This is a genomic window from Salipiger sp. 1_MG-2023, from assembly GCF_030547555.1.
In the GTDB taxonomy this organism is placed as follows: domain Bacteria; phylum Pseudomonadota; class Alphaproteobacteria; order Rhodobacterales; family Rhodobacteraceae; genus Salipiger.
The window spans coordinates 60383-81695 of sequence record NZ_JAUOQN010000005.1 but is presented as its reverse complement, the minus strand read 5'-3'; the positions used below and the strand labels follow the sequence as shown (position 1 = coordinate 81695).

General features: G+C 66.4%; 22 protein-coding genes. 9 read left to right on the top strand and 13 right to left on the bottom strand.

The genetic code is table 11. The features are described from left to right. Positions 1–5 precede the first annotated feature (5 nt). From Q4543_RS04300 to Q4543_RS04290, 3 genes are all read right to left on the bottom strand, one after another. Positions 6–1319, bottom strand: a complete 1314-nt coding sequence (locus tag Q4543_RS04300) for a TRAP transporter large permease subunit (RefSeq protein ID WP_303436521.1) — start codon at positions 1317–1319, stop codon at positions 6–8. Continuing rightward, a complete protein-coding gene (locus tag Q4543_RS04295) occupies positions 1319–1879 on the bottom strand; it encodes a TRAP transporter small permease subunit (protein ID WP_303436520.1) in 561 nt (186 codons plus the stop codon). Before Q4543_RS04295 ends, Q4543_RS04300 begins: the two co-directional genes overlap by 1 nt. A 69-nt stretch (positions 1880–1948) precedes the next feature. After that, entirely contained in the window at positions 1949–2977 is a 1029-nt protein-coding gene (locus Q4543_RS04290; RefSeq protein WP_216003861.1) for a TRAP transporter substrate-binding protein, read from the bottom strand. A gap of 204 nt (positions 2978–3181) precedes the next feature. Here Q4543_RS04290 and Q4543_RS04285 point away from each other — a divergent pair, with 204 nt between their 5' ends. The 3 genes from Q4543_RS04285 to Q4543_RS04275 are packed head-to-tail and all read left to right on the top strand — an operon-like array spanning position 3182 to position 5837. Beyond that, positions 3182–4213: a LacI family DNA-binding transcriptional regulator gene (locus tag Q4543_RS04285; RefSeq protein WP_216003862.1), complete on the top strand. Its 1032-nt coding sequence runs from the start codon at positions 3182–3184 to the stop codon at positions 4211–4213. Positions 4214–4269: 56 nt separating this feature from the next. Beyond that, positions 4270–5199, top strand: coding sequence for a 2-dehydro-3-deoxygalactonokinase (locus Q4543_RS04280; protein ID WP_303436519.1), 930 nt, complete (start codon positions 4270–4272; stop codon positions 5197–5199). Then, positions 5196–5837: a 2-dehydro-3-deoxy-6-phosphogalactonate aldolase gene (locus Q4543_RS04275; RefSeq protein ID WP_303436518.1), complete on the top strand. Its 642-nt coding sequence runs from the start codon at positions 5196–5198 to the stop codon at positions 5835–5837. Before Q4543_RS04280 ends, Q4543_RS04275 begins: the two co-directional genes overlap by 4 nt. Here the strand turns inward: Q4543_RS04275 and Q4543_RS04270 are convergent. After that, positions 5828–7600, bottom strand: a complete 1773-nt coding sequence (locus Q4543_RS04270) for an SLC13 family permease (RefSeq protein WP_303436517.1) — start codon at positions 7598–7600, stop codon at positions 5828–5830. The genes Q4543_RS04275 and Q4543_RS04270 overlap by 10 nt on opposite strands. Positions 7601–7861: 261 nt before the next feature. Here Q4543_RS04270 and sbmA point away from each other — a divergent pair, with 261 nt between their 5' ends. Further along, complete coding sequence (gene sbmA / locus Q4543_RS04265) at positions 7862–9187, top strand: peptide antibiotic transporter SbmA (protein ID WP_303436516.1); 1326 nt, start codon at positions 7862–7864, stop codon at positions 9185–9187. 12 nt (positions 9188–9199) lie between these two features. Here sbmA and Q4543_RS04260 read toward each other — a convergent pair whose 3' ends face one another. Together Q4543_RS04260 and Q4543_RS04255 are read right to left on the bottom strand one after the other, a co-directional pair. Next, positions 9200–10366: an iron-containing alcohol dehydrogenase gene (locus Q4543_RS04260; protein WP_303436515.1), complete on the bottom strand. Its 1167-nt coding sequence runs from the start codon at positions 10364–10366 to the stop codon at positions 9200–9202. Positions 10367–10377: 11 nt separating this feature from the next. Beyond that, the gene (locus Q4543_RS04255) at positions 10378–11691 is read right to left on the bottom strand and encodes a glutamine synthetase family protein (protein ID WP_303436514.1); all 1314 of its coding nucleotides are present in this window, start codon (positions 11689–11691) and stop codon (positions 10378–10380) included. Positions 11692–11860: 169 nt separating this feature from the next. Here Q4543_RS04255 and Q4543_RS04250 point away from each other — a divergent pair, with 169 nt between their 5' ends. Beyond that, positions 11861–12520, top strand: coding sequence for a helix-turn-helix domain-containing protein (locus tag Q4543_RS04250; RefSeq protein WP_303436513.1), 660 nt, complete (start codon positions 11861–11863; stop codon positions 12518–12520). Here Q4543_RS04250 and Q4543_RS04245 read toward each other — a convergent pair. The 4 genes from Q4543_RS04245 to Q4543_RS04230 are packed head-to-tail and all read right to left on the bottom strand — an operon-like array spanning position 12489 to position 16190. Then, a complete protein-coding gene (locus Q4543_RS04245; protein WP_303436512.1) occupies positions 12489–14096 on the bottom strand; it encodes a hypothetical protein in 1608 nt (535 codons plus the stop codon). The two genes, Q4543_RS04250 and Q4543_RS04245, sit on opposite strands and share 32 nt — an antisense overlap. Next, complete coding sequence (locus Q4543_RS04240; protein ID WP_303436511.1) at positions 14093–15121, bottom strand: glycosyltransferase family 2 protein; 1029 nt, start codon at positions 15119–15121, stop codon at positions 14093–14095. Before Q4543_RS04240 ends, Q4543_RS04245 begins: the two co-directional genes overlap by 4 nt. After that, on the bottom strand, positions 15099–15491 hold the full coding sequence (locus Q4543_RS04235; protein ID WP_216003872.1) for a GtrA family protein: 393 nt from the start codon (positions 15489–15491) through the stop codon (positions 15099–15101). Before Q4543_RS04235 ends, Q4543_RS04240 begins: the two co-directional genes overlap by 23 nt. Before the next feature lie 3 nt (positions 15492–15494). Further along, positions 15495–16190, bottom strand: a complete 696-nt coding sequence (locus Q4543_RS04230; RefSeq protein WP_303436509.1) for a class I SAM-dependent methyltransferase — start codon at positions 16188–16190, stop codon at positions 15495–15497. Between the two features lie 250 nt (positions 16191–16440). Here Q4543_RS04230 and Q4543_RS04225 point away from each other — a divergent pair, with 250 nt between their 5' ends. The 4 genes from Q4543_RS04225 to Q4543_RS04210 all read left to right on the top strand — a co-directional run bounded on the left by Q4543_RS04225 (position 16441) and on the right by Q4543_RS04210 (position 18913). Next, on the top strand, positions 16441–16629 hold the full coding sequence (locus tag Q4543_RS04225) for a hypothetical protein (RefSeq protein WP_216003874.1): 189 nt from the start codon (positions 16441–16443) through the stop codon (positions 16627–16629). A 327-nt stretch (positions 16630–16956) separates the two neighbouring features. Further along, positions 16957–17226 carry a type II toxin-antitoxin system ParD family antitoxin gene (locus Q4543_RS04220; RefSeq protein ID WP_303436508.1) on the top strand — a complete coding sequence of 90 codons (270 nt, stop codon included), beginning with the start codon at positions 16957–16959 and terminating at the stop codon, positions 17224–17226. Beyond that, complete coding sequence (locus tag Q4543_RS04215; RefSeq protein ID WP_216003876.1) at positions 17216–17563, top strand: type II toxin-antitoxin system RelE/ParE family toxin; 348 nt, start codon at positions 17216–17218, stop codon at positions 17561–17563. The genes Q4543_RS04220 and Q4543_RS04215 overlap by 11 nt, the downstream gene beginning before the upstream one ends. 138 nt (positions 17564–17701) lie before the next feature. Next, positions 17702–18913, top strand: coding sequence for an MFS transporter (locus Q4543_RS04210; protein ID WP_303436507.1), 1212 nt, complete (start codon positions 17702–17704; stop codon positions 18911–18913). A gap of 701 nt (positions 18914–19614) precedes the next feature. Here Q4543_RS04210 and Q4543_RS04205 read toward each other — a convergent pair. The 3 genes from Q4543_RS04205 to Q4543_RS24600 form a co-directional block, all read right to left on the bottom strand. Beyond that, complete coding sequence (locus Q4543_RS04205; protein ID WP_303436506.1) at positions 19615–19962, bottom strand: 2Fe-2S iron-sulfur cluster binding domain-containing protein; 348 nt, start codon at positions 19960–19962, stop codon at positions 19615–19617. A 127-nt stretch (positions 19963–20089) separates the two neighbouring features. Continuing rightward, on the bottom strand, positions 20090–21010 hold the full coding sequence (locus tag Q4543_RS04200; protein WP_303436505.1) for a hypothetical protein: 921 nt from the start codon (positions 21008–21010) through the stop codon (positions 20090–20092). Further along, positions 20965–21201 carry a helix-turn-helix domain-containing protein gene (locus tag Q4543_RS24600; RefSeq protein WP_368502148.1) on the bottom strand — a complete coding sequence of 79 codons (237 nt, stop codon included), beginning with the start codon at positions 21199–21201 and terminating at the stop codon, positions 20965–20967. The genes Q4543_RS04200 and Q4543_RS24600 overlap by 46 nt, the downstream gene beginning before the upstream one ends. Between the last annotated feature and the right edge of the window lie 112 nt (positions 21202–21313).

Here is a 21313-nt window from a genome sequence, read left to right as displayed (position 1 = left end):
GGCTCCTAGTGTCCGGTGATGCCGGGGAAGATGATAAGCAGCGCGACGGCCAGAACCTGCATCGCGATGAACGGCAGCAGCGAGCGGAAGATGTCGCCGAGCGAGATATCCGGCGGCGCCACGGATTTGAGATAAAACGCCGCCGGGCCAAACGGCGGAGACAGGAAACTGACCTGCATGTTCATTGCGAACACCACGCCGAACCACACCGGGTCGTAGCCCATCTCGCGCACGATGGGAACGAAGATCGGCATACACAGCAGCGCGATCCCCACCCAGTCAAGGAACATGCCCAGCACGAAGAGGATCAGCATCATGAACAGGATGACCACGATCGGCTCGTCGGAAATGCCGGTGATCAGGCTGGAGACGAAGTTGATGCCGCCCATCAGGTTGAACACCCCCACCAGCGCCGAGGCGCCGATGCCGATCCACACGATCATGCCCACGGTGCGCAGCGTCTGCTTGGCGGCGCCGATCATCAGCTCGACGCTGAATTCGCCGCGGATGATGGTCGACAGCGTGACCCCGATGACCCCGATGGCCGAGGCCTCGGTCACCGATGCGATGCCGCCATAGATCGACCCCAGCACAAAGATCACCACGAGGATCGGCAGGAACAGCCCCTTGAGCAGGCGCAGCTTTTCGCGGCGGCTGATGTCTTCGGGTTCGGCGATGGGGGCCAGCGCCGGGTTCAGATAGGCGCGGATCAGGATATAGGCGGCGTAAAAGCTCGCCAGCATCAGCCCCGGAATGAAGGCGGCGCTGAACAGATCGCCCACCGACACGTTGGCGGTCAGCCCGTAGATGATCAGCACGATCGACGGCGGCACCATGGTGCCAAGCGCGCCGCCCGCACAACACACGCCAATGGCAAGGTTGCGATCATAACCCAGCCGCAGCATCTGCGGCAGCGCCAGCAGGCCCAGCAGGATGACCTCGCCGCCGATGATGCCCGACATAGCGGCCAGCACCACCGCCACCAGCAGCGTCTGGATGGCGACGCCGCCGCGGATGCGCCCGGCCAGCACCTTCATCGCATCGAACAGATCGCGCGCGATGCCGGATCGGTCGAGGATCGCCGCCATCAGCACGAACATCGGCACCGAGACGAAGACAAAGCTGTTCACAAAGCTGAAGATCCGCGAGGTGATCAGCGGCACCGCCATCGGCCCGAACCACCCCAGCGCGAAGATCAGCGCCACCAGCAGCGTCACGAAGGCCAGCGGCATCCCGGTCAGCAGCAGCACCAGCAGCATGATGAACATGGCCAGCGTCGCGCCGCCAATGCCCATCGCCTGAAAATCAAGGAATTCCATCAGTCGGCTTTCTTGCGCAGGTAATTGACCGTGAAGATCGCAAACTGGATCGCCAGCAGGATCAGGATCACGAGGAGAAAGATCTTGAGCAGCCCTGGATAGGCCGGGTTCCACGCAGAGCCCGAGGTTTCCAGCCGGAACTCGCCCTGCGGTGTCCATGCGGCGCGCTTCACGCTCAGCCACGCCGCCCAGGCGAAGAACACCGACGCCACGAGGCAGATCACCGAGATCCCCACATCGAACAGCCTGCGCAGCCCCTCGGACATGCGATCGTAGAAGATCACCACGCGGATGTGCTTGTCGATCGCGGCGGCGTAAAGCCCGCCGTAGACAAAGGCGATGGCGCTCAGGAACACCACGGTTTCATGCACCCATTTGGTCGGCGCGTTGAACGCGTAGCGCAGCACCACCTCGTACATCAGCAGCGCGGCGGAAGCGAGAATGCCGATGGCAAACAGCACCCCCACCGCGTTGACGGCCCGGCCAAACGCCCCGGCTTCGGGGGCGGCCTCGGGGGTCTTGTTGTGATTGGCGAGTGTCTCGTCGATGATGTCGGACATGGCGGCCTCGGGTGGGGAAACGGAAAACCCCCGGCCAGAGGGGGCCGGGGGCAACGGGCAGGATGGGGATTATTCCTCCATCAGCCCCTTTTCGATCAGATAGGCGGTCAGCAGGTCATAGACCTTCTGGCTGTTGGCCGAGGCCTTGGCGGCATCTTCCCACTGGCTGCGGGCGATGGCGCGGAACTTGGCGCGCTCTTCATCAGACCAGTCGTGAATGGTGATCTCACCGCTGGCTTCGGCTTCCTTGGCCGCTTCCATGTCGCGCTCATGCACGGTCTGCGACTGGTAGACGGCGAATTCCGCCACCGACTCTTCCATCGCGGTCTTCAGATCGTCGGGCAGCGAATTCCATTTCGACAGGTTCACCGACACTTCGATCAGCGGCATCGAATGGAAGCCGGGATAGACCGGGTGTTTGGCCACATCATGCAGGCCCTGCGCGGCGTTGGTCGAGAAGGTGTTGTAATCGGCGGCGTCGATCACCCCCTTGTCGAGCGAGGTGAACACCTCGGACCCCGGCAGGTTCACCGGCGCGGCGCCAGCGGCAGCAAACACGTTCTGCACCATGCCTTCGGGGGCGCGCAGCTTCAGACCCTGAAGATCGGCCACCCCGTCCAGCGGCACCTTGGCCACGAAGGCTTCAAGCCCCGGCGTGGTCGCGCCGATGAAATGCAAACCGTAAGGTTCGAGCATTTCGTTCATCAGCTCCTTGCCGCCGCCATTCGCCATGAAATCGAACATCTGCGACGGGTCCGACCATGCGCCGACCGGGTTGGCGATCAGCCCGAAGGCCGCGTCCTTGCCCGAGGCATAGGATGTGTCGGTGAAATGGCCATCAAGGATGCCCGCGGCGACCGCGTCCATGGTTTCGGAATGCGCCACGATGGTTTCCACCGGCATCATTTCGACGGCGATACGCCCGTCGGTCTTTTCCGACACCATCTGCGCCCACTCTTTTTGCAGCAGGAAGTTGGTGTTGCCCGCCGGGTCCGACGACTGGATGCGGAAGGTGTATTCCTGTGCCTGCGCTGTGCTGGCAAGGGCAAGGGTCATGGCAACGCCTGCGAACAGGCTGCGACGGGAAAGAATGGACATGCTGGGCTCCTCCAAGAATCCATGGCCCGGGCGCATGGCTCTGCGCGCCGGGTCTGGGCGGACCATAGGACAGCATAAATGACAGCGCAATCATTATCTGAGGCCGCAGTTTTCCGCCCGCCTGCGATCCACGGCGCAGGGCGGTTTCGCTTGAACCATCGCGATATTTCAGCAAGAAAGACAGCAACAAAAGGATCACGGCCCATGCCCAGAAAATCGCGCGCAGGATCAGACCGCCCCACCCTTGCCGATGTTGCGCGCGAGGCTGGTGTTAGCGCGATCACTGTTTCCCGCGCGATTCGCTCGCCCGGAATCGTGTCGCAAAAAGCCCGCGCCAAGGTCGAAGAAGCGGTGCGCAAGCTGGGCTATACCCCCGACCCGGCGGCCTCGGCGCTGGCCTCGCGCAGCACCTCGACCATCGGGTTGCTGGTGCCCTCACTGACCAACAACGTGTTCTCGGACGTGCTGCGCGGGGTCTATGACGGCGCGCAGGACACGCGCTTTTTCATCCAGATCGGCAATTACCGCTACAGCGCGCTGGAAGAAGAAGGCCTGATCCGCGCCTTTCTCAGCCAGCGCCCCGCCGGGATGATCGTCTCGTCGCGCGATCAGACCGATGCCGCGCGCGCCCTGCTTGAACAGGCGAGCTGCCCGATCGTGCAGATCATGGAAACCTCGGATGACGCGGTGGATATGTGCGTCGGGTTTGACCAGCTGGCCTCGGTGCGGGCCGGGGCAGAGCATCTGCGCGCCTGCGGCTACCGGCGGCTGGGCTTCCTGTCGGCGCGGATGGACCCGCGCGCGCGCCGCCGTCTCGAGGCGTTTCGCGACGCCGCCAGCGCCGCCGGGCTGCATGACGAGGCGCGCATCGTCACCACGCCGCTGCCCTCTTCGGTGGGGCTTGGGCGGCAGCTTCTCGAACAGCTTCTCGACCGCGCGCCCGACACCGACGCGGTGATGTGCAACAACGACGACCTTGCCGTCGGCGCCCTGATGGAGGCGCGCGCCCGCAACATCGACGTGCCGCGCGAGCTGGGCATTTGCAGCTACAATGACATCGAGATGGCGCGGCAGATGGTGCCCTCGCTGAGCGCCGTCGCCACGCCGCGCCGCGAGATCGGTTCCCGCGCCATCGCCATGCTGCTGGCCGAGATCGAAAGCCCCGGCTCGGTGAGCGAGCGGCGCGTCGATCTGGGCTTTGCGATGATGGCGCGCGGCTCGACCTCGCCGCGATGACGCCGCCCCCAACGGCCGCATGGCGCGGCCCGCACGACCCTTGGATGGAGAGACAGATGAGCGACACCGCGCTGATTGCGCTTGATTGGGGCACCTCGAGCCTGCGCGCCTTTCGCATCGCGCCGGGGGGCGGCGTGCTTGAAACCCGCGCCTCGGGGCATGGCATCCAGCATCTGCCGCAGCCCGGCGCCGATGGCTTCGCCGCTGCGCTGAGCGCGCTGACCGATGGCTGGCCCGACGCGCCGCTGGTCGCCTGCGGCATGGTCGGCAGCGCGCAGGGCTGGGCCGAGGTGCCCTACCTGCCCTGCCCCGCCGATGTCTCGCAGCTGAGCGGTGCCGCCGGGCGGGTGCAGACCCCGCGCGGCGAGATGCTGATCGCGCCGGGGCTGATCCATGCGCCGACGGGCGCGCCCCCGGATGTGATGCGCGGCGAGGAAATCCAGATCGCCGGGGCCATCGTGGGGCATCCGGACCGGCAGGCCAGCGCCACGCTGATCCTGCCCGGCACCCATTGCAAATGGGCGCAGGTGCAGGGCGGCGCTGTCACCGGCTTTGCCACCTACATGACCGGCGAGATCTTTGCCGTGCTGCGCGCCCATTCCATCCTTGGGCGGCTGATGCCCGACGAGAGCGCGCCAGACCCCGATGCCTTTGCCCGCGGTGTCGCCGAGGCCGCCAGCGGCGGCGCGCTGAGCCATCAGCTGTTCAGCGCCCGCACGCTGGGCCTGACCGGACAGCTGCCAAGCGCTTCGCTGGCCGAATATATGTCCGGCCTGCTGATCGGGCATGAGGTAGCCGCCGGGCTTGCGCAGCACGCGGGCGGTGCGCTGCTGCTGGTCGGTGGCGGCGCGCTTTGTGCGCGCTACGATGCGGCGCTGCGCCAGATCTGCGGCGCTGGCGCAGCGGCGCTGATCGAAAACCCCGCCCCGCTGGGGCTGTATCATTTCGCCCGCGCCGCCGGGCTTATCCCTGAAGGACAGTCATGACCGATCGTGCCCAACGCCTTGATGCGGCCTGCGCCGCCCTGCCCCTTGTCGCCATCCTGCGCGGGCTGACCCCGCCCGAAGCGGTGCCCGTCGCGCAGGTGCTTTTCGACGCCGGATTCCGGCTGATCGAGATTCCGCTCAACTCGCCCGAGCCCTTCGACAGCATCAAGGCGGTGCGCGACGCCCTGCCCCCCGAGGCGCTGGTCGGGGCAGGCACCGTCACCACGCTGGCCGATGTCGACAGGCTGGATGCCATCGGCGCCGATCTGGTGGTGATGCCCCATGCCGATACCGCGGTGATCGGCGCCGCCGCCACCAAGGGCATGATCTGCATTCCCGGCATCGCCACGCCAACCGAAGCCTATGCCGCGCTGCATGCCGGGGCGCGCGGGCTCAAGGTGTTTCCCGCCGAGCTGGTCGGCCCCGCCGCGATCAAGGCGATCCGCACCATCCTGCCCGCGGGCACGCGGCTGTTTCCGGTGGGCGGCATCACGCCGGGCACCATGGCCGATTTCCTGCCCGCTGGGGTGGCCGGGTTTGGCCTTGGCTCGGCGCTGTACAAGCCGGGCGATGACGTGGCGACGGTGCGCTCCAAGGCCGAGGGGTTTGTCACCGCCTGGGCTACGCTTCAGGGCTGAAGCGGCCAGATCAGCGGCGCGACCAGCACCGTGACCGCCCCGGCGATCAGGTTCATCGGCAATCCCAGCCGCAGGAAATCGGTGAACCTGTAACCACCGGCGTTATAAACCATGGTGTTGGTCTGATAGCCGATCGGCGTGGCAAAACTGGCGCTGGCCCCGAACATCACCACCACCACAAAGGCGCGCGGGTCCAGCCCGAGCGTCTGGGCCACGCCCACCGCCACCGGCGTCATCAGCACCGCCACCGCGTTGTTGGTGACGATCTCGGTCAGCACCGAGGTCACCGCATAGATCAGCGCCAACGCCAGCAGCGGGCTGAGATGGCGCAGCGGCCCCGAGATCGCCTCGACGATCAACGCCATCGCGCCGCTGCGCTCCATCGCGGTGCCCAGCACCAGCATCCCCACGATCAGCAGGAGCAACCGCCCGTCGATGCTGCCCAGCCCCTCGTCGGCCTCGACGCAGCCGGTCAGCAGCACAATGGCCGCGCCGATGATCGCCAGCGGCAGGATCGGCGCCAGCTCTAGCGCTGCGCCGACCACCACCAGCGCCAGCACCGCCAGCGCAATCGGCGCGCGGCCACGGCGAAACGCCCGCGCCTGCATCGGTGCCAACAAGACCAGATCTTCGTCGCGGGCAAGCCGGGCGATGTCTTCGCCCGCGCCATCCAGCAGCACCGTATCGCCGGGACGCAGATGCAGCGCCTCATCCGCCAGATCGACCGAGCTGCCATGCCGGTGCACCGCAATCGGATAGACCCCGTGGCTGCGCCGCCAGCCAAGGCTGGCAAAGCGCCGCGTGCGGGTCTTGATCAGCGCCTCGACGATCTGATGGCGCCGCGCCGTGGCGGCCTGCGTGCCGGAAATGGCAAGGCTCTTCGAGCCGTCGCGAAAGCCTGCGATTTCGGTATCCGGGGCGTGCAGAACGATGCGATCCCCCGCCGCAAGCCGCGCCTCGCCGATCTCGCGGCGCAGCGAGACATCGGCGCGGATCAGGTCGACCAGCCGGGTGCCGGGGCGGCGGAATTCCGACACATCGGCGGGGCTGCGCCCGATCAGGGGCGAGCCCACCGGCACGAACAGCTCGACCTGCCAAGAGCGCGCCGCGCCGCCGCGCATCTGCGCCAGCGGCGTGCGCTCGGGCAAGAAGCGCGGCGCGGCCAGCGCCAGAAAGCCGCCGCCGACCAGCGCCAGCACCAGCCCGAGCGGCGCGATTTCCAACAGCGCAAACGGCGCCAGCCCCTGCTGGCGCGCCACCCCGTCGACCAGCAGGTTGGTCGAGGTGCCGATCATCGTACAGGTGCCCCCCATGATCACCACGTAGCTGAGCGGCATCAACAGCCGCGAGGCGCTGGTGCCCAGCTGGCGCGACAGCGCGAACACCACCGGGATCAGGATCATCACCACCGGCGTGTTGTTCATGAAGGCCGAAGCAACTGCGGCCAGCACGAAAAACGCCAGCACCGTGCGGCGCGGGCGGCGCTCCATGCCACGGCCAAGGGCCCCTGCCATGGCTTCGAGCACGCCGGTGCGCACCAGCGCGGCGCTAAGCACGAACATCGCGCCAATGGTGGCGGGCGCCGGGTTGGACAGGGCATTCAGCACGTCCTCAACCTGAACGAGGCCAAGGACCAGCGCCACCGCGACCCCGGCAAGGGCCACCACCTCGGCGGGAAAGCGTTCCACCGTGAACAGCGCAAACACGCCGCCCACCAGAAGCATCGCCCCAAGGGGCGCATAGGAACCGGGATCAAAAAACATGGAAGCACCCGCTGCATCGCCGCGCTGGAACGCGCCACCGGCAAGGCGCAGATCCGCGCCCCCGAGGGCGGCGCGAAGTCCAGCTCGCAGTATGCCACGGCCCGCGCGCGCCGCCTATTGCCTCACGATAATTTTTTCAACGCCCTGCCACGCGCCGAAACGTGAACATCGGGCGATTTGACTTTACCGGCGCTGGCGTGACAGTCACGCTCATCGACAACATGCGCCCTGGCTGCGCCTTCTCCCCCGAGGTTCTTTCGCGTGTTCGAATCGTTCTTCCCCAAGCCGAAACTGTTCTTTGTCTCTGCGCTGATCTGGACGGCGCTCGGAATGCTGCTGTGGTACGGCCCCGGAGACAGCATCGGCGCGGCGCTGGGGTTCGATCTGCCCGAAACCGGCGATCCGGTGGTCGGGATCTCGTATTTCTACACCCCGTCCTTCCTGTGGTTTTACGTGGTTTATATCGTCTGGGTGGCGCTGTTCGCGGCAGCGTGGTTCATCCTGAGCCCGCACCCGTGGCAACGCTGGTCTATCCTTGGCTCGGCCTTCATCCTGCTGACCACCTATCTGGGCGTGCAGGTCAGCGTGGCCATCAACAACTGGCGACGGCCGTTCTTTGACCAGTTCCAGACGGCGCTGTCGGGCGATGGCACGGTGAGCGCCGCCGATCTGTACGGGCTGTTGGTGATCTTTGCCGAGATCGCCATGATCGCCACGCTTGTCTTTGTGATCACGCGGTTTTTCGTCAGCCATTACGTGTTCCGCTGGCGCACCGCGATGAATGATTTCTACATGTCGCGCTGGCCGCGCATCCGCAAGATCGAGGGCGCCTCGCAGCGGGTTCAGGAAGACACCATGCGCTTTGCCACCATCATGGAGGGGCTCGGCGTGTCGGTGGTGGATGCGGTGATGACGCTGATCGCGTTTTTGCCGGTGCTCTGGAGCCTGTCGCAATATGTCACCGAATTGCCGCTGGTCGGGGTGATCCCGCATCCGCTGTTCATCGCACTGGTGTTCTGGGCGGCGTTTGGCACCGGGCTGCTGGCGCTGGTGGGCATCCGGCTGCCGGGGCTGGAATTCCTCAACCAGCGGGTCGAGGCGGCCTATCGCAAGGAACTGGTCTACGGCGAAGACGACGCCAGCCGCGCCAGCCCGCCCACCGTCACCGAGCTGTTCGGCAATGTGCGGCGCAACTATTTCCGGCTGTATTTCCACTACATGTATTTCAACGTGGCGCGCGGGCTGTATCTTCAGGCCGACAATATCTACGTCAATATCATCCTCGTGCCGACCATCGTGGCGGGGCAGATCACGCTGGGGCTGTGGCAGCAGATCCTGACCGCCTTCGGACAGGTCAGCAACGCCTTTCAGTTTCTCGTCAATTCATGGACCACGATTGTCGAGCTGCTGTCGATCTACAAGCGCCTGCGCGCCTTTGAGGCCGCCTTTCGCGGCGAGGAACTTTCGGGCATTGAACAGACCCCCGAAGCCGGCGGCATCGTGCCCCCGCCCGCCGATCCAGAACCGGGCGCGGGCGGGCATCAGCGCACCCATGGCGTCAGCACATCAGGCCCGCGCCGCGGCTAGCCGGGCGGGCGCTTACCCCAGTGCCCGCCGCAGCATGGCCTCCGCCAGTTCGGCATCAAACGGCGCCGGGTTGGCGGCGGCGCATGGGTCGCGCAGCGCCAGCGCGACGACCTCGTCCAGCCGCGTCTCGTCTACCCCCAGCGGGCGCAGCGAGGCCGGGATGTCCAGCGTATCGCGCAGCGTTTCAAGCCAGTCGATGACCGCCTGCGCCCCCTGCCCCGGCAGATCCAGCAGCCGCGCCAGTTCGGCCAGCCGGGCCTCGGCGGCGGGCATATTAAGCGCGGTGACATGCGGCATCAGGATCGCGTTCAGCAACCCGTGCGGCAGATCATACACCGCCCCCAGCGAATGGCTGAGCGCATGTACGCCGCCCAGCCCCTTTTGCAGCGCCACGCAGGCCATGCCCGAGGCGATCAGCATGTCGGCCCGCGCCGCCAGATCGGTGCCATCGGCAAAGGCGCGCGGCAGAGCATCCTTGATCATCCGCAGCGCCTGAAGCGCCAGCCCGTCGGCCATCGGGTGAAAATTCGGGGTGATCCATGTTTCGAGCGCGTGGCACAGCGCATCCATCCCGGTGGAGGCGGTCAGCGCCGGGGGCAGGCCTACGGTCAGCTCGGGGTCAAGAATGGCGATCTGCGGCATCATGATCGGGTGAAAGATGATCAGCTTGCGATGCGCCGCGCTGTCGGTGATGATAGACGAGCGGCCCAGCTCGGACCCGGTTCCGGCGGTGGTCGGGATCGCGATGACCGGCACGGTGCGGCTGGTATCGACCCGCGTCCAGTTGTCGCCGATGTCTTCGAAATCCCAGATCGGGCGGCTTTGGTGCACCATCAGCGCCACCGCCTTGGCCGCATCCAGCGCCGAGCCGCCGCCAAAGGCGATCACCGCGTCATGGCCCCCGGCACGAAACGCCGCGACGCCCTGTTCCACCGAAACGCCGGTGGGGTTGGGCTGCACCTCGGCAAACACGCCATGCGCCATGGCGGCATCCTTGAGCACCGCCAGCGCGGCCTGCGCCGGGGGCAGCGGCAGCAACCCTTCGTCGGTGACAAACAGCGGGTTGCTTGCGCCCATCTCGCGCAGCGCGGCGGGCAGATCGCTCAGGCGCCCGGCGCCAAAGCGGATGGCGGTCGGCCAGGACCAGCTACGATCGGGGGGGCAGGATGTGTCCAGCATGGGGTCTTCCGTCAGAAAAGCTCGATATAGCGTTTGATTTCCCAGTCCGAGACGTGGCGCAGGTAATCCTGCACCTCGAAGCGGCGCGAGCGCACCCAGTGATCGACGAAGGTATCGCCCAGCAGCTGCCGCGCGGTGGTCGAGGCCTCCAGCCGGTCCGCCGCCTCGATCAGATCGCGTGGAAAGCGCTGCGCCGGCTCTGGCGTCACGTCATAAGCGCTGCCGGTGGTGGGCGGCGGCGGGGTCAGCCCTTGTTCGATGCCGTGCAGCCCGGCGGCAAGGCACAGCGCCATCACCGCATGGGGGTTGCTGTCGGCGGCGGGCACGCGGAATTCGATGCGCGTCGCCTCGGGGGTGTCGTTGACGATGCGCACGGCGCAGGTGCGGTTCTGCACCCCCCAGCTGGCCCATGTCGGGGCCCATGCGCCGGGCACGAGGCGCTTGTAGGCGTTGACGGTCTGCGCGGTGAGCACCAGCATTTCGGGCATCAGCTGCAACAGCCCGGCCAGAAAGGCATGGGCGGTCTGGCTCAGCCCGTCGGGCGCGGCAGGGTCGCTGAACGCCGGGCCGTCCTTTTGCAGCGAAATATGGAAATGCCCCGATTGCCCCGACAGGCCGGGATCGAGCTTTGACATGAACACGCTGGTCAGCCCCTGGCGCGCAAAATACGCCCGCGCGAAATTGCGGAACAGCGCCGCGTCATCGGCGGCCTTGAGCCCCTTTGCCACCGCCAGCGGCGCTTCGAAACAGCCCGGCCCCAGTTCGGTGTGCAGGCTGTCGAGCCCGATATCGAGCGTCTCCATCACCGCGCGCAGCCCGTCGAACAAATCGCCATGGGCAGCGGCGGATTGCAGCGAATAGGTGCGGTTGTTCTTGGCGAAATGGTCCAGATCGCGGTAGTTCTTCGCGCGCAGGCTGTCCGGGGTCTCGGCCAGCAGGAAGAATTCATATTCAAACGCGGCGGTGACCTCGAAGCCCATGGCGGCGGCTTTGTCCAGCTGCCGCGCGGCCTGATTGCGCGGCGAGAGCACGCCGTAATCGCCGGTGAAATCGGCGATCATCAGCCCGGCATCGGGGCCAAAAGGCCAGCGGCGCAGCGTGCCGGTATGGATCTTTGCCGGGCGGTCGATATAGGTGCGATGATCGTCCCATTGCACTTCGGCGCTGTCCCATGCGTGGATCACATCGCAGAAACTATAGCCCTTTTCGGCCAGTTTCGCGGCTTTGCGCCCCTGCATCAACTTGTGGCAGAACAGCCCGTCAAGGTCGAACAGCCCGACATGCATATCCTTGAAGGCGCTCATTTCTGGCAGGTCTGCTGTCATGCTGTGGCTCGGTCCTTGTTGCGAAATCTGCCCCGACGCTAGGCGCGGGATGCGCAAAACGTCAACACCTGTGCAATAGATTTGCATGTGACGCAAATTTCCTGCCGCTTTTCTTTGCATTACACCGCTCGCACCGTAGCCTTTCCCGGCGCAGACAAAGGATTCCGGCTTGAGCAAGACAGACCCCCCAGACGTCGACCGGCTGCGGCGCGACCACGCCGAGGCCTTTGAACGGCGCAGCGTCGCGGTCAGCCCGATGCCGATGGAGCAGCGCCTTGGCCGGGTGATCCGCCACACCCGCCAGCAGCTGAAGCTGACGCTGGCGGATCTGGCATCGGTGGCGCAGGTGTCGGTGGCGATGCTGTCGCGGCTGGAAACCGGGCAGACCTCGGCCTCGCTCGACGTTCTGATCCGCATTGGCGGCGCGCTGGGGATCGAGCTGTCAGAGCTGTTCCGCCTTGCCGAGACCCGCCCCGGCGCGGCGCAGCAGATGAAAGCCGCCGATCAGCCCGAGGTGGTGCGCACCGGCACCCGCCACGGCCATGCCTACCGGCTGCTCAGCGGGCAATTCGGCGGGCGGCGGCTGTTCGAAAGCTACCTGATCGACATGAAGGACGATGCCGCCCCCTATGCCCGCTTCCAGCATCCGGGGCAGGAGTTCCTGTATATGCTGACCGGGCGGATGCGCTACCGCTCGGGGGACGAGCTGTTCGTGATGGAGCCGGGGGATTCCCTGACCTTTCTGGCCGAGGTGGTGCACGGGGTCGAAGAGATGCTCGACCCGCATGTGCAGTTCATCAGCGTGCTGGTCGAGCCTGCGGCGTCATGACGGCGACACGATCACCGGGGCCGGGGTGCACCGCAAACAGCGTCATGCGGCCTTGCCGGGCGATGGGCCTCAGCCGCGGGTCGGCGGGATCATGGGCATCGAACAGCAGCGCATAGTGGTATTTGCGCTGCCAGTCGCGGGCGAATTCGGGCACAGCGCCGGTCAGGAAGATCGGCGGCAGATCCGGGTCGTCTGGCGACAACGCCCGGCGCAGATCGATGGAAAACAGCGCCGGGTGGGCGTGATCGGCCCATTGCGGTTTCAGGCTCAGCGCGTGAACGCCTTGAAACAGCGTCGGCACATAGACATCGCGCCGCGCCACCAGCAATGCCTGCGCGTGATGAAACAGCCGGTCGTTTTCCATGCCCGGCGCGCGCAGCGGCAGAACCCGCGCGCCCGCCGGCAAGGACTCGGCGACGCTGTACATGTCTTCGATATCGGCGGAATAGCGCGCCGCCATCCGGTCGAAATACAGCCCACGCCCGGCGATCAGCACCGCGAACACCGCCGCCAGCAGCCAGCCGCCGCGCGGCGAAAGCCCCTGCCATGTGGTTGCGGCAAAGATCGCCGCCAGCAGCAGCACCGGTGCCCGGATATCGACCAGCGCCACCCCGTTGAGCCATTGCGGTGCCAGCACCGACACCGCCGCCAGCGCAATCACCGCCCCGCGCATCCGCGCATCGAGCACAAGGCGCGGCCCGCTGCGGGCAAACAGGCGCAACGCCAGAAGCCCCAGCAGGCAGGTCGCCGCGAGGCCCAGCAGGTTGATCGGATCGGACGGCGCGGCATCGGGGCTCAGCAGCAGATGCCGCCAGCGCAGCAGCCAGCCCTTCAGCGTCAGCCAGCTGGTAAAGCTGCCGGATGCGGCGGGCGGCGCGCGCAGTGTCGAGACGATCAGCCAGCCCAGCGGCAGCAAGAACGGCAGCGCCAGCGCTAAGCGGCGCGCAAACCCGCGGCCGCGCGCCTCGATCAGGGTTTGCACCTCGCGGCCCAGCACCATGACGGCAAAGAAGGCGAAGGCAAAGAAATGCGCCAGATACAGCGCCAGCGCCACCGGCACGAACACCGCCACGCGCAGCCACGTGGCGCGCGGTTCCAGATGCAGCCACAGCATCAGCGCATACAGCCCGAACGGCAGCGACCAGACGAAATTCTGAAACCCGAACAGGAAGGCCATGTTGTAGACCACAAGGCCAACCCCGGCGGACCACAGCGTCCAGCGCCCGTGCAGGTAGCGCGCCAGCACCATGGTGCCCAGCACGAGGTTCAGCGCCGCGCTGGCCATCACCAGCCCGGCAAAGCGTTCGACGTCGGTTGGATGGCCCAGACCCTGCCAGAGCAGATCGGCGGCGGAATTGGGCACCAGCGCAAAGGCATAGCGGAAATACTGCGCCGTCGGGCCATCGCTGGCCGTGGCCGCCAGATGCAGCCGGGCGATATGGTTGGGCAGATCGACCAGCGGCAGATGCGCGTGGCGCAGCAAGGGCAGAACCGTGCAAAGCAGCACGAACCCCAGCGCCAGCGCCGCCGGGTTAAGCGCGATGCGCCCCCGCAGCATTGTGGCGGCGGCGATCATCGCGCCATGCTTTTCAGGGTCGGCGCGGCGCGGGTGGCGCCGTCATGGCTGGCGATTTCGTCGATGATGTAGCGCGGGCGGCGCTTGGTCTCGTGGTAGATCTTGCCGACATATTCGCCGATCACCCCCAGCGCGATCAGATGCATCCCGCCCAGCAGGCTTAGCGGCAGCACAATCGACGCCCAGCCCGGCGTGGTGCGCCCCATGGTCCATTCGACAAAGCTCCACAGGCCAAAGCCAAAGGCCAGCCCCGCCACCAGCATCCCGGCCAGCACGATCATCCGCAGCGGCTTGACCGAGAACGAGGTCAGCCCCTCGATGCCAAGCGAGAGCATCTTGCCAAGGCTGTACTTGCTTTCGCCCTCGGAGCGGGCGGCGCGGTCATAAAGCACGATCTCGGTTTGAAAGCCCAGATCGCGCACGAGGCCGCGCAGGAACAGGTTGCCCTCGCCGTAAGCGGCCAGCGCGCTCAGCGCCTTGCGGCTCATCAGGCGGAAATCGGCGTGATCCTGCAGCAGATCAACGCCAAGCCGGTCCAGCAGCGCGTAATAGGCGCGGGCCGAGCGGCGCTTGAACCATGTGTCGCTGTCGCGCCGGTCGCGCACCCCGAACACGATCTCGGCGCCGCGCCGGTAGGCGCCCAGCATCTCGGCAATCGCCGCCGGGTCGTCCTGAAGATCGGCGTCCATGCTGACGACCACCTCGGTCTGCGCCTGCATCAACCCGGCAAGCAGCGCGGTCTGGTGGCCCCGGTTGCGGGCAAGGCGCAGGCCCTGCACCGGCAGCGTGGTGCGGGCGCGCTCGATCAGCTCCCATGTGCGGTCGCTCGAGCCGTCATCGACCAGCAGCAGCCGCAGCGGGCGGGTCAGCCGCCCCTGCCCGAGCAGATCGTCATTAAGCGCCTCAAGCCGGCGGAACAGAGGTGGCAGCGCGGCTTCCTCGTTGTGGCAGGGCACGACAATCGTCAGCTCGGGCACCGCGCGCAAAGCGGCGGGCGCGGGGTCAATGGCTTGCAAATACGACATGACGGGCTCCGAAAAAGACAATGGCACTGTAAAGGCACACGCCCGCCGCCTGCGCGGGCAGATAGGGCAAGCCCTGCGCAAGCGCCCCGGCCACCAGAGACAGGCTGATGCCAAAGGCAACCAGCACAAGCGCGCCGTAGGCGACAAGGCTGCGCCGCACGGCGCCGCGATGACGGAAGGTCCAGCGCCGGTTGAGCTGGTACGAGATCAGCCAGCCGCACAGGTACCCGGCCGCGTTGCTCGCCGTCAGGCCAAGGCCAAGCCCCAGATGCAGCGCGGCAATCAGCGCCAGTCCGAATCCGGTGTTGACCAGCCCGACAGCGCCATAGCGCCAGATCTGGCCGGTCAGAGGCGTGGCGGCGGCGCTCATCGGTCAGCCCCTTTGCGCATAGGCGGCGTATTGCCCGCCAAGCGGGCACCAGCGCAGGGCGTTTTCCAGCCCCCGCAGCCGCGACAGCGCGCGGGGAAAGAACACATGGTGATCGACCTTCGGCGCGTCCCAGCCCGCCGCGATCATGCGCGCGCGCATCTCGCCCGATCCGATCAGCACGGCATTGACATCGAACGGGCAGATCCGCACCGCGTGGCGGGTCAGCGGGTTCAGCGGGTTGTGTTCAAAGATCACCAGCCGCCCGCCGGGGCGCGTCACCCGGCGCAGTTCGCTCAGCCAGCGCAGATGTTCGGCCTCGGGGATGTGGTGGAACACGCAGGCGGTAAAGCTGATGTCAAAGCTGGCATCGGGGGCGGGAATGCCGCCCGCACCGATCAACAGCTGCGCCTCGCGCGCGCCGTGCAGGCGCTGCGCGGCGGCAAGGCTGCCCGCCGACACATCCGCCGCGCTGATCTTCGAGCCGGGGAAATATTTGCGCAGGCCGGGCAACGAGTTGCCCATGCCGCTGCCGAAATCAAGGATCTGCGGGTCGCTATAGCCCCAGCCCCGCGCCATGCGGGCCAGTTCGCGGATCTTGTACTCGGCGAAATAACCCGGCGTTTCCCCCGACAGGCGAATGCTCTGAGCGTGCTGCGCGGCGTACTCGCCGACATAGCTGTCGAATTCTGCGTCAAGCATGCCGTGTCCTTCGGAAATTGGCGGGCGAGTATGGGTATCGCCCCGAACTTGGGCGAGAATTTGTCGCATCGCGGGTGAATTCATGCGCCCGCCGCCGCTGCCTTTGCGGGGTCTTGTCGGTTGCCCGGCGGTGGCGGGGCCGCGTCTGGCCATGCACTGAGCGCATGGCGGCAAGACCCAGCGTTCGGTGGTGCTGCGACGCAGCATGCCCTAGATTCGAGGCAACAAAGATTCTGCACGGAGCTCCGAAATGGCCCATCTCGACCTGACCCACTTCCCCCGCGTCCACTTCAACCCGTTTGGCTTTTTTGCCCGGTTTGGCAAAGCCTTCAGCGAAGCGCTGCACATGAGCCGCGTCGCGGAAGATGCCATGGCACGCGGCGAAACCGGTGAAGCACTGCACAAGACCCTGCAGCGCGAGTGGAACGCTCTCAACTGATCGGCTTGCCACTCAGCGGGGCCGCTATTCTGTCAGGCCCCGCCTGTGCCGTCTTGTCGCGTAGGCGCTGATTGCGCCGCCGTCGCGTCGCGTAAGACCGGATCAACGCAAGCGACCACGATCAGCCCGCCCCGGCGCCAAAGCGCTACGGGCCAAGGCGCTGATCAAAGACATGACCCCCCGCCCTATTCCCCCGGTTGTTACCGGCGCTGATCCGTCCTCGGTCGCGCCGTTGCAGCGTGGCGCGGCCTCTGGCGGCGTGTGCAAGGCTTGTCAGCGCCAGGGCGCGCGCCTATACTACTCAGTAGCACCAACGGGAGGCGCACCATGTCCGTCAAGGCTTCGGTTTCCATGTCCGACCAGCAAGATGCCTTTGTCCGGGCGCTTGTGCAGCAAGGTCGTTTTGCCAGCGCCAGCGCGGTGGTGCAGCGCGGGCTGGATCTGCTGCAACAGGAGACCGAACGCGAGGCGGCAGAACTGGCCGCGCTGCGCGCCTTTTTCGCCGAGCGCGCCAATGGCCCGTTCGATGACACCGACCCCGCCCGCAGCGCCGCGCAAGACATGATCGCCCGCAAACGCGCCGCGCATGGTCTATGAGATCCGGCGCGCGGTTGCCTGCCGCCGGGATCTCGAGTCGATCTTCGACCATCTGCTGAACGCTTACGGCGATCTGGGCGCATCGCCGCAGGAGGCCTTTGATCAGGCGGTGAACCGTCTGCACGGCATCGAAGAGGACATCGACGCGCTGGCCCGCCAGCCGCATCAGGGCACGCTGTGGCCCGAGGTGATGGACGGGCTGCGCTGGGTCACCCGGCGCCGCGCGATCTTTTACTTTCGCATCGACGAGACCGCCCGGCGCATCGACCTTTTGGCGGTGTTCTTTGGCGGGCAGGATCACAAAGTGCAGATCCTCGCGCGGATCCGGCAGGGCTGACCCCGATTCCGCCCCGCGCGGCTGCATCAGCCCTTGCGCCATGATCGGCGCGATTTTCCGATGACACGCAGAGATTTGAGGGATTGGCCCCGCCCCCGGCGCGGCGTTACATCGGCGCAGTTTTGCGAAAGGATCGACATGAACCGCTGGGCCGTCCTAAGCAATCGCGGCTACCCGAGTTTTCTGGCGGCGCTGTTTTTCAACGGGCTGTCGGTGCAGGTGCAGACCGTCGCCGTGGGCTGGCAGCTTTACGAACTGACCGGCGATCCGATGGATCTGGCATGGGTCGGGCTGTCGCAATTCCTGCCGGCGCTGGCGCTGGTGCTGATCACCGGGGCCGCCGCCGACCGCTTTCCCCGGCGCAGGCTGATGGGGATCTGCCTTGTGGTGATGGCCGTGATTTCGATGGGCTTCCTGTGGCTGACGCAGGCGGGGCAGCTGTCTGCGGGGCATGTGTTTGCGCTGATGGCGCTGTTTGGCGCCGCGCGGGCGTTCTACAACCCGGTGCGCCAGTCGCTGGCCCCCAACCTGGTGATCGCCCGGCATCTGCCCGCCGCGCTGGCGCTGAACAGCTCGGCCTTCAAGATTTCGATGATCGTGGGGCCGGTGCTGGGGGGCATCCTGTATGGCCTCGCGCCGGGGCTGGCCTATGCGGTGGCGGGGGCGGCATCGCTGGTGTCGGTGGGGCTGGTGTTGCTGGTGTCAAAGCCAAAGCACAGCGGCGCCCCGCGCAAGCAGGGCCGGGACGAGCTGACCGCTGGCATTCGGTTCATTCTGGCGCAGCCGATCCTGCTGGGGGCGATCTCGCTCGATCTGTTCGTGGGGCTGGTGGGAGGCGCGATTGCGCTGTTGCCGGTCTATGCCAGCGATATCCTTGGAACCGATGCCACCGGGCTTGGCATCCTGCGCGCCGCCCCGGCGGTGGGGGCGATCATGGTTGGCGGCTGGCTGGCATCAAAGCCCATCACCGGCGGCGCGGGGGCCAAGCTGTTCTGGTCGATCGCCGTGTTCGGCATCGCCACGGTGGTGTTCGCGCTGTCGGCCAATCTGTGGCTGTCGGTGCTGGCGCTGGCGGTGCTGGGCGGGGCCGACATGATCAGCGTGGTGATCCGCGCCTCGCTGGTGCAGCTAAACACGCCCGACGCGCTGCGCGGGCGGGTCAACGCGGTGAACGTGCTGTTCATCGGCGCCTCCAACGAGCTGGGCGCGTTCCGGGCGGGCAGCATGGCGGCGTTCCTTGGTCCGGTGGTGGCGGTGGCAGCAGGCGGCGTTGCCGCGCTGGCGGTCTGCGCCGTGTATCTGCGGCTGTTCCCTAGCCTGCGCCACGCCGACCGGCTGGGGCCCGATTGAGTTGTTCGCCCATGCGCCCCGCACCATGCCTGACAGCCGTGCCGTCACATCACATACGCTGGCGCGGGGCGGCGGGGCCGAGGGGGCGCTGCCCCCGCCCTGCGGGCCCCCCGGAGTTTATCTGGCAAGATGAAGGGCGCGGCGCAGCTCTGCAACAAGTCCAACGCGCGGCCAGATCGTTCCACCGGCCTCAGTTCCCCGCCGCTGTGCTAGATCACCTTCAATGCCTCGCCAGGCCTGTTGGCGACTTTGCCCCCCCATCGTTGGAGCGCCACGACCACATCAGGATGGGGGGCGTGAAGCTGGCGGAAGTCTTGTGTTTGGCGGTGCCACTCGGCGCAGGTATCGGGGTGGTGCCATCGCGCAACAGGGCGTCGAGGTCACCGTGACCTGCCGCTCCCTTGGGCTCGCCGCTTGAAGAGGGGGAGTCATGTTTGACCACGGCGCGTTTAGGGCGCGCCAGCCAGAGCATGCGGCGCAACTGGGCATTGCCATACTTCGAAACGTGGCCTCGGCCAGGGCTTTTGCCGGGCTGCATCCTGTCAGGACCCGTCGGTGATGGCGGACATGGGCAGCTTATTGGTCTCGGTCGGGATGGTCGGGGCGGTGAAGCTGGCATGATCGGCCCATGCGCTCCGCGCGCCGCAATCGGCAAGCCATTGCGGTGAGTTCGAAAATTACGACCGCCGGTGTGCGATCCATCAGATATCCAGAACGAGTCGCTGGGTCTTGCTGCGCGAACCACGGACCGCGATGGACGTATTCGCCGCCTTCTTCGCGTCGGTTTGCACCGGGTCGCGATGATCGGGCTTTCCCTCCAGAGCCCGGATCAGGCAACTGCTGCACACGCCGTTCTGACAGGAGGTCCGAACGGTGATCCCCACGCGCCTGAGCGCCGAGAGGATCGTTTCATCCGGCGCGACCTGCAGCGTCTTTCCCGAATTTTGCGCAATTAATTCAAACGACTCGTCCTTAATGTCGATCTCTGCGCCGAAATGTTCAACGTGGATGGTTTCAGGCGCGCAGCCAGCGGCCTCCGCGCGTGCCATCAGGTGATACGTATAGCCGCGCGGGCTGCATATTTAGGCGTGGGTGCCGGGCCCCGCCGTTCTCAGCAACGCGGGTACATCAAGGCGTGGCGCGGCTTGATCGTCGAGATAGATGCCGATCCGATCGTCAAAGGGCAAGCTGTTCGGGCTGCCCCAAAGGGCGCCAGGTCGCGCGAGCGGGCCGAGAAATGGCATTCAAACGGCTTGCCCATGCCATTGCCAGCACCGGCGTCATGCCGATTCCGACGTCAAACAGGATGCATTGCGCGGCGGCCTCCTCCTGCGGGAAATTGTTGCGCGGCGGGCTGATCGTCATCGCGCTACCGGGCGCAAAACGCACGTGCATGGCGATGGAGCCGCCGCGCGATTTCGGCTCTTTGTGCACAGCGATCCGGTAGGCCGGCGCGGTGTCATTGATCAGCGAATACTGCCGCACCAGCCCGTCGCGGATATGCACATCGATGTGGGCGCCGGGGCTAGCCTTGGGCAGCGGGCGCCTTGCGGCGAGGTCAGCATCAGCGCCAAGATACCTGCCGCGACCTGCTCGCGCGCCGCAGCCCTGACGCAGTGCCTCGTGCACCGCAGAACAGCAAAGATCGGGGTTGTCGCGCAGCCTGTCCCATTCCGCAGGGTTTTGCGACAATTGAGAGATCGGCTGGCCGGTGAGCGAAATCGTCGGATCGAGGCTGGGGTTGATGTAATCGCGGAGCGCAAAAGGCGCGAGATCGACATCCAGCCTGCCCTGATCGAGCAGATCAAGGATGCGGGACGTCCAGCTGCCCGGCTTCAGCGTATCAGGGTTTCCCTGTCCGCTAATGAAGGCGCGCATTTTCTTGATGGCCGCGACCGGCTGCGGCCCACGCTCGTTCTGAACGCCCGGAACGTCACATGCCGCCGAGGCCCATTTCAGCGTGCTTTCCTTGCCGAAATCCGGCAGCCCGACCAAGTGCGACACGATCATGGGCGGCAGATGCTGCGTTAGGTCCGAGACCGCGATAGAGGTCACCTGACCGGTGGCGACGCGAAACCGCGCGTTCCACCGGTACAAGCCGGCGCAGCGCCGCAAGGCCCAGCTGAAACGTCAGGAACCCAGTTCGTATTGGCCATCGCTGCGCTGCGCGATGGCGCTGCTGCTAGGGACATGAGGGAAGGATACGCCTGCGACGCCGTCATCCCGGCCAGCGCGGCGATTTCCTTGACGCCAAGCGGTCTTTCAGAGCGTTCAAAGGCGCGCAGCACGTCAAAGGCACGATTCCCCTTTGCGGGTGTCCTGTTCGGTCAGCTGTTTTGGACCTGCCCCAGATGTATGTGGGATGACGCGCCCGATCCCGTGCTGTTTCCCGGCGCCAGC

What these genes read in the sequence shown, in the direction of transcription:
- Q4543_RS04300 (WP_303436521.1), bottom strand. Translation starts at nt 1,319, where the DNA reads ATGGAATTCCTTGATTTTCAGGCGATGGGCATTGGCGGCGCGACGCTG.
- Q4543_RS04295 (WP_303436520.1), bottom strand. Translation starts at nt 1,879, where the DNA reads ATGTCCGACATCATCGACGAGACACTCGCCAATCACAACAAGACCCCC.
- Q4543_RS04290 (WP_216003861.1), bottom strand. Translation starts at nt 2,977, where the DNA reads ATGTCCATTCTTTCCCGTCGCAGCCTGTTCGCAGGCGTTGCCATGACC.
- Q4543_RS04285 (WP_216003862.1), top strand. Translation starts at nt 3,182, where the DNA reads ATGCCCAGAAAATCGCGCGCAGGATCAGACCGCCCCACCCTTGCCGAT.
- Q4543_RS04280 (WP_303436519.1), top strand. Translation starts at nt 4,270, where the DNA reads ATGAGCGACACCGCGCTGATTGCGCTTGATTGGGGCACCTCGAGCCTG.
- Q4543_RS04275 (WP_303436518.1), top strand. Translation starts at nt 5,196, where the DNA reads ATGACCGATCGTGCCCAACGCCTTGATGCGGCCTGCGCCGCCCTGCCC.
- Q4543_RS04270 (WP_303436517.1), bottom strand. Translation starts at nt 7,600, where the DNA reads ATGTTTTTTGATCCCGGTTCCTATGCGCCCCTTGGGGCGATGCTTCTG.
- Q4543_RS04260 (WP_303436515.1), bottom strand. Translation starts at nt 10,366, where the DNA reads ATGCTGGACACATCCTGCCCCCCCGATCGTAGCTGGTCCTGGCCGACC.
- Q4543_RS04255 (WP_303436514.1), bottom strand. Translation starts at nt 11,691, where the DNA reads ATGACAGCAGACCTGCCAGAAATGAGCGCCTTCAAGGATATGCATGTC.
- Q4543_RS04245 (WP_303436512.1), bottom strand. Translation starts at nt 14,096, where the DNA reads ATGATCGCCGCCGCCACAATGCTGCGGGGGCGCATCGCGCTTAACCCG.
- Q4543_RS04240 (WP_303436511.1), bottom strand. Translation starts at nt 15,121, where the DNA reads ATGTCGTATTTGCAAGCCATTGACCCCGCGCCCGCCGCTTTGCGCGCG.
- Q4543_RS04235 (WP_216003872.1), bottom strand. Translation starts at nt 15,491, where the DNA reads ATGAGCGCCGCCGCCACGCCTCTGACCGGCCAGATCTGGCGCTATGGC.
- Q4543_RS04230 (WP_303436509.1), bottom strand. Translation starts at nt 16,190, where the DNA reads ATGCTTGACGCAGAATTCGACAGCTATGTCGGCGAGTACGCCGCGCAG.
- Q4543_RS04225 (WP_216003874.1), top strand. Translation starts at nt 16,441, where the DNA reads ATGGCCCATCTCGACCTGACCCACTTCCCCCGCGTCCACTTCAACCCG.
- Q4543_RS04220 (WP_303436508.1), top strand. Translation starts at nt 16,957, where the DNA reads ATGTCCGTCAAGGCTTCGGTTTCCATGTCCGACCAGCAAGATGCCTTT.
- Q4543_RS04215 (WP_216003876.1), top strand. Translation starts at nt 17,216, where the DNA reads ATGGTCTATGAGATCCGGCGCGCGGTTGCCTGCCGCCGGGATCTCGAG.
- Q4543_RS04210 (WP_303436507.1), top strand. Translation starts at nt 17,702, where the DNA reads ATGAACCGCTGGGCCGTCCTAAGCAATCGCGGCTACCCGAGTTTTCTG.
- Q4543_RS04205 (WP_303436506.1), bottom strand. Translation starts at nt 19,962, where the DNA reads ATGGCACGCGCGGAGGCCGCTGGCTGCGCGCCTGAAACCATCCACGTT.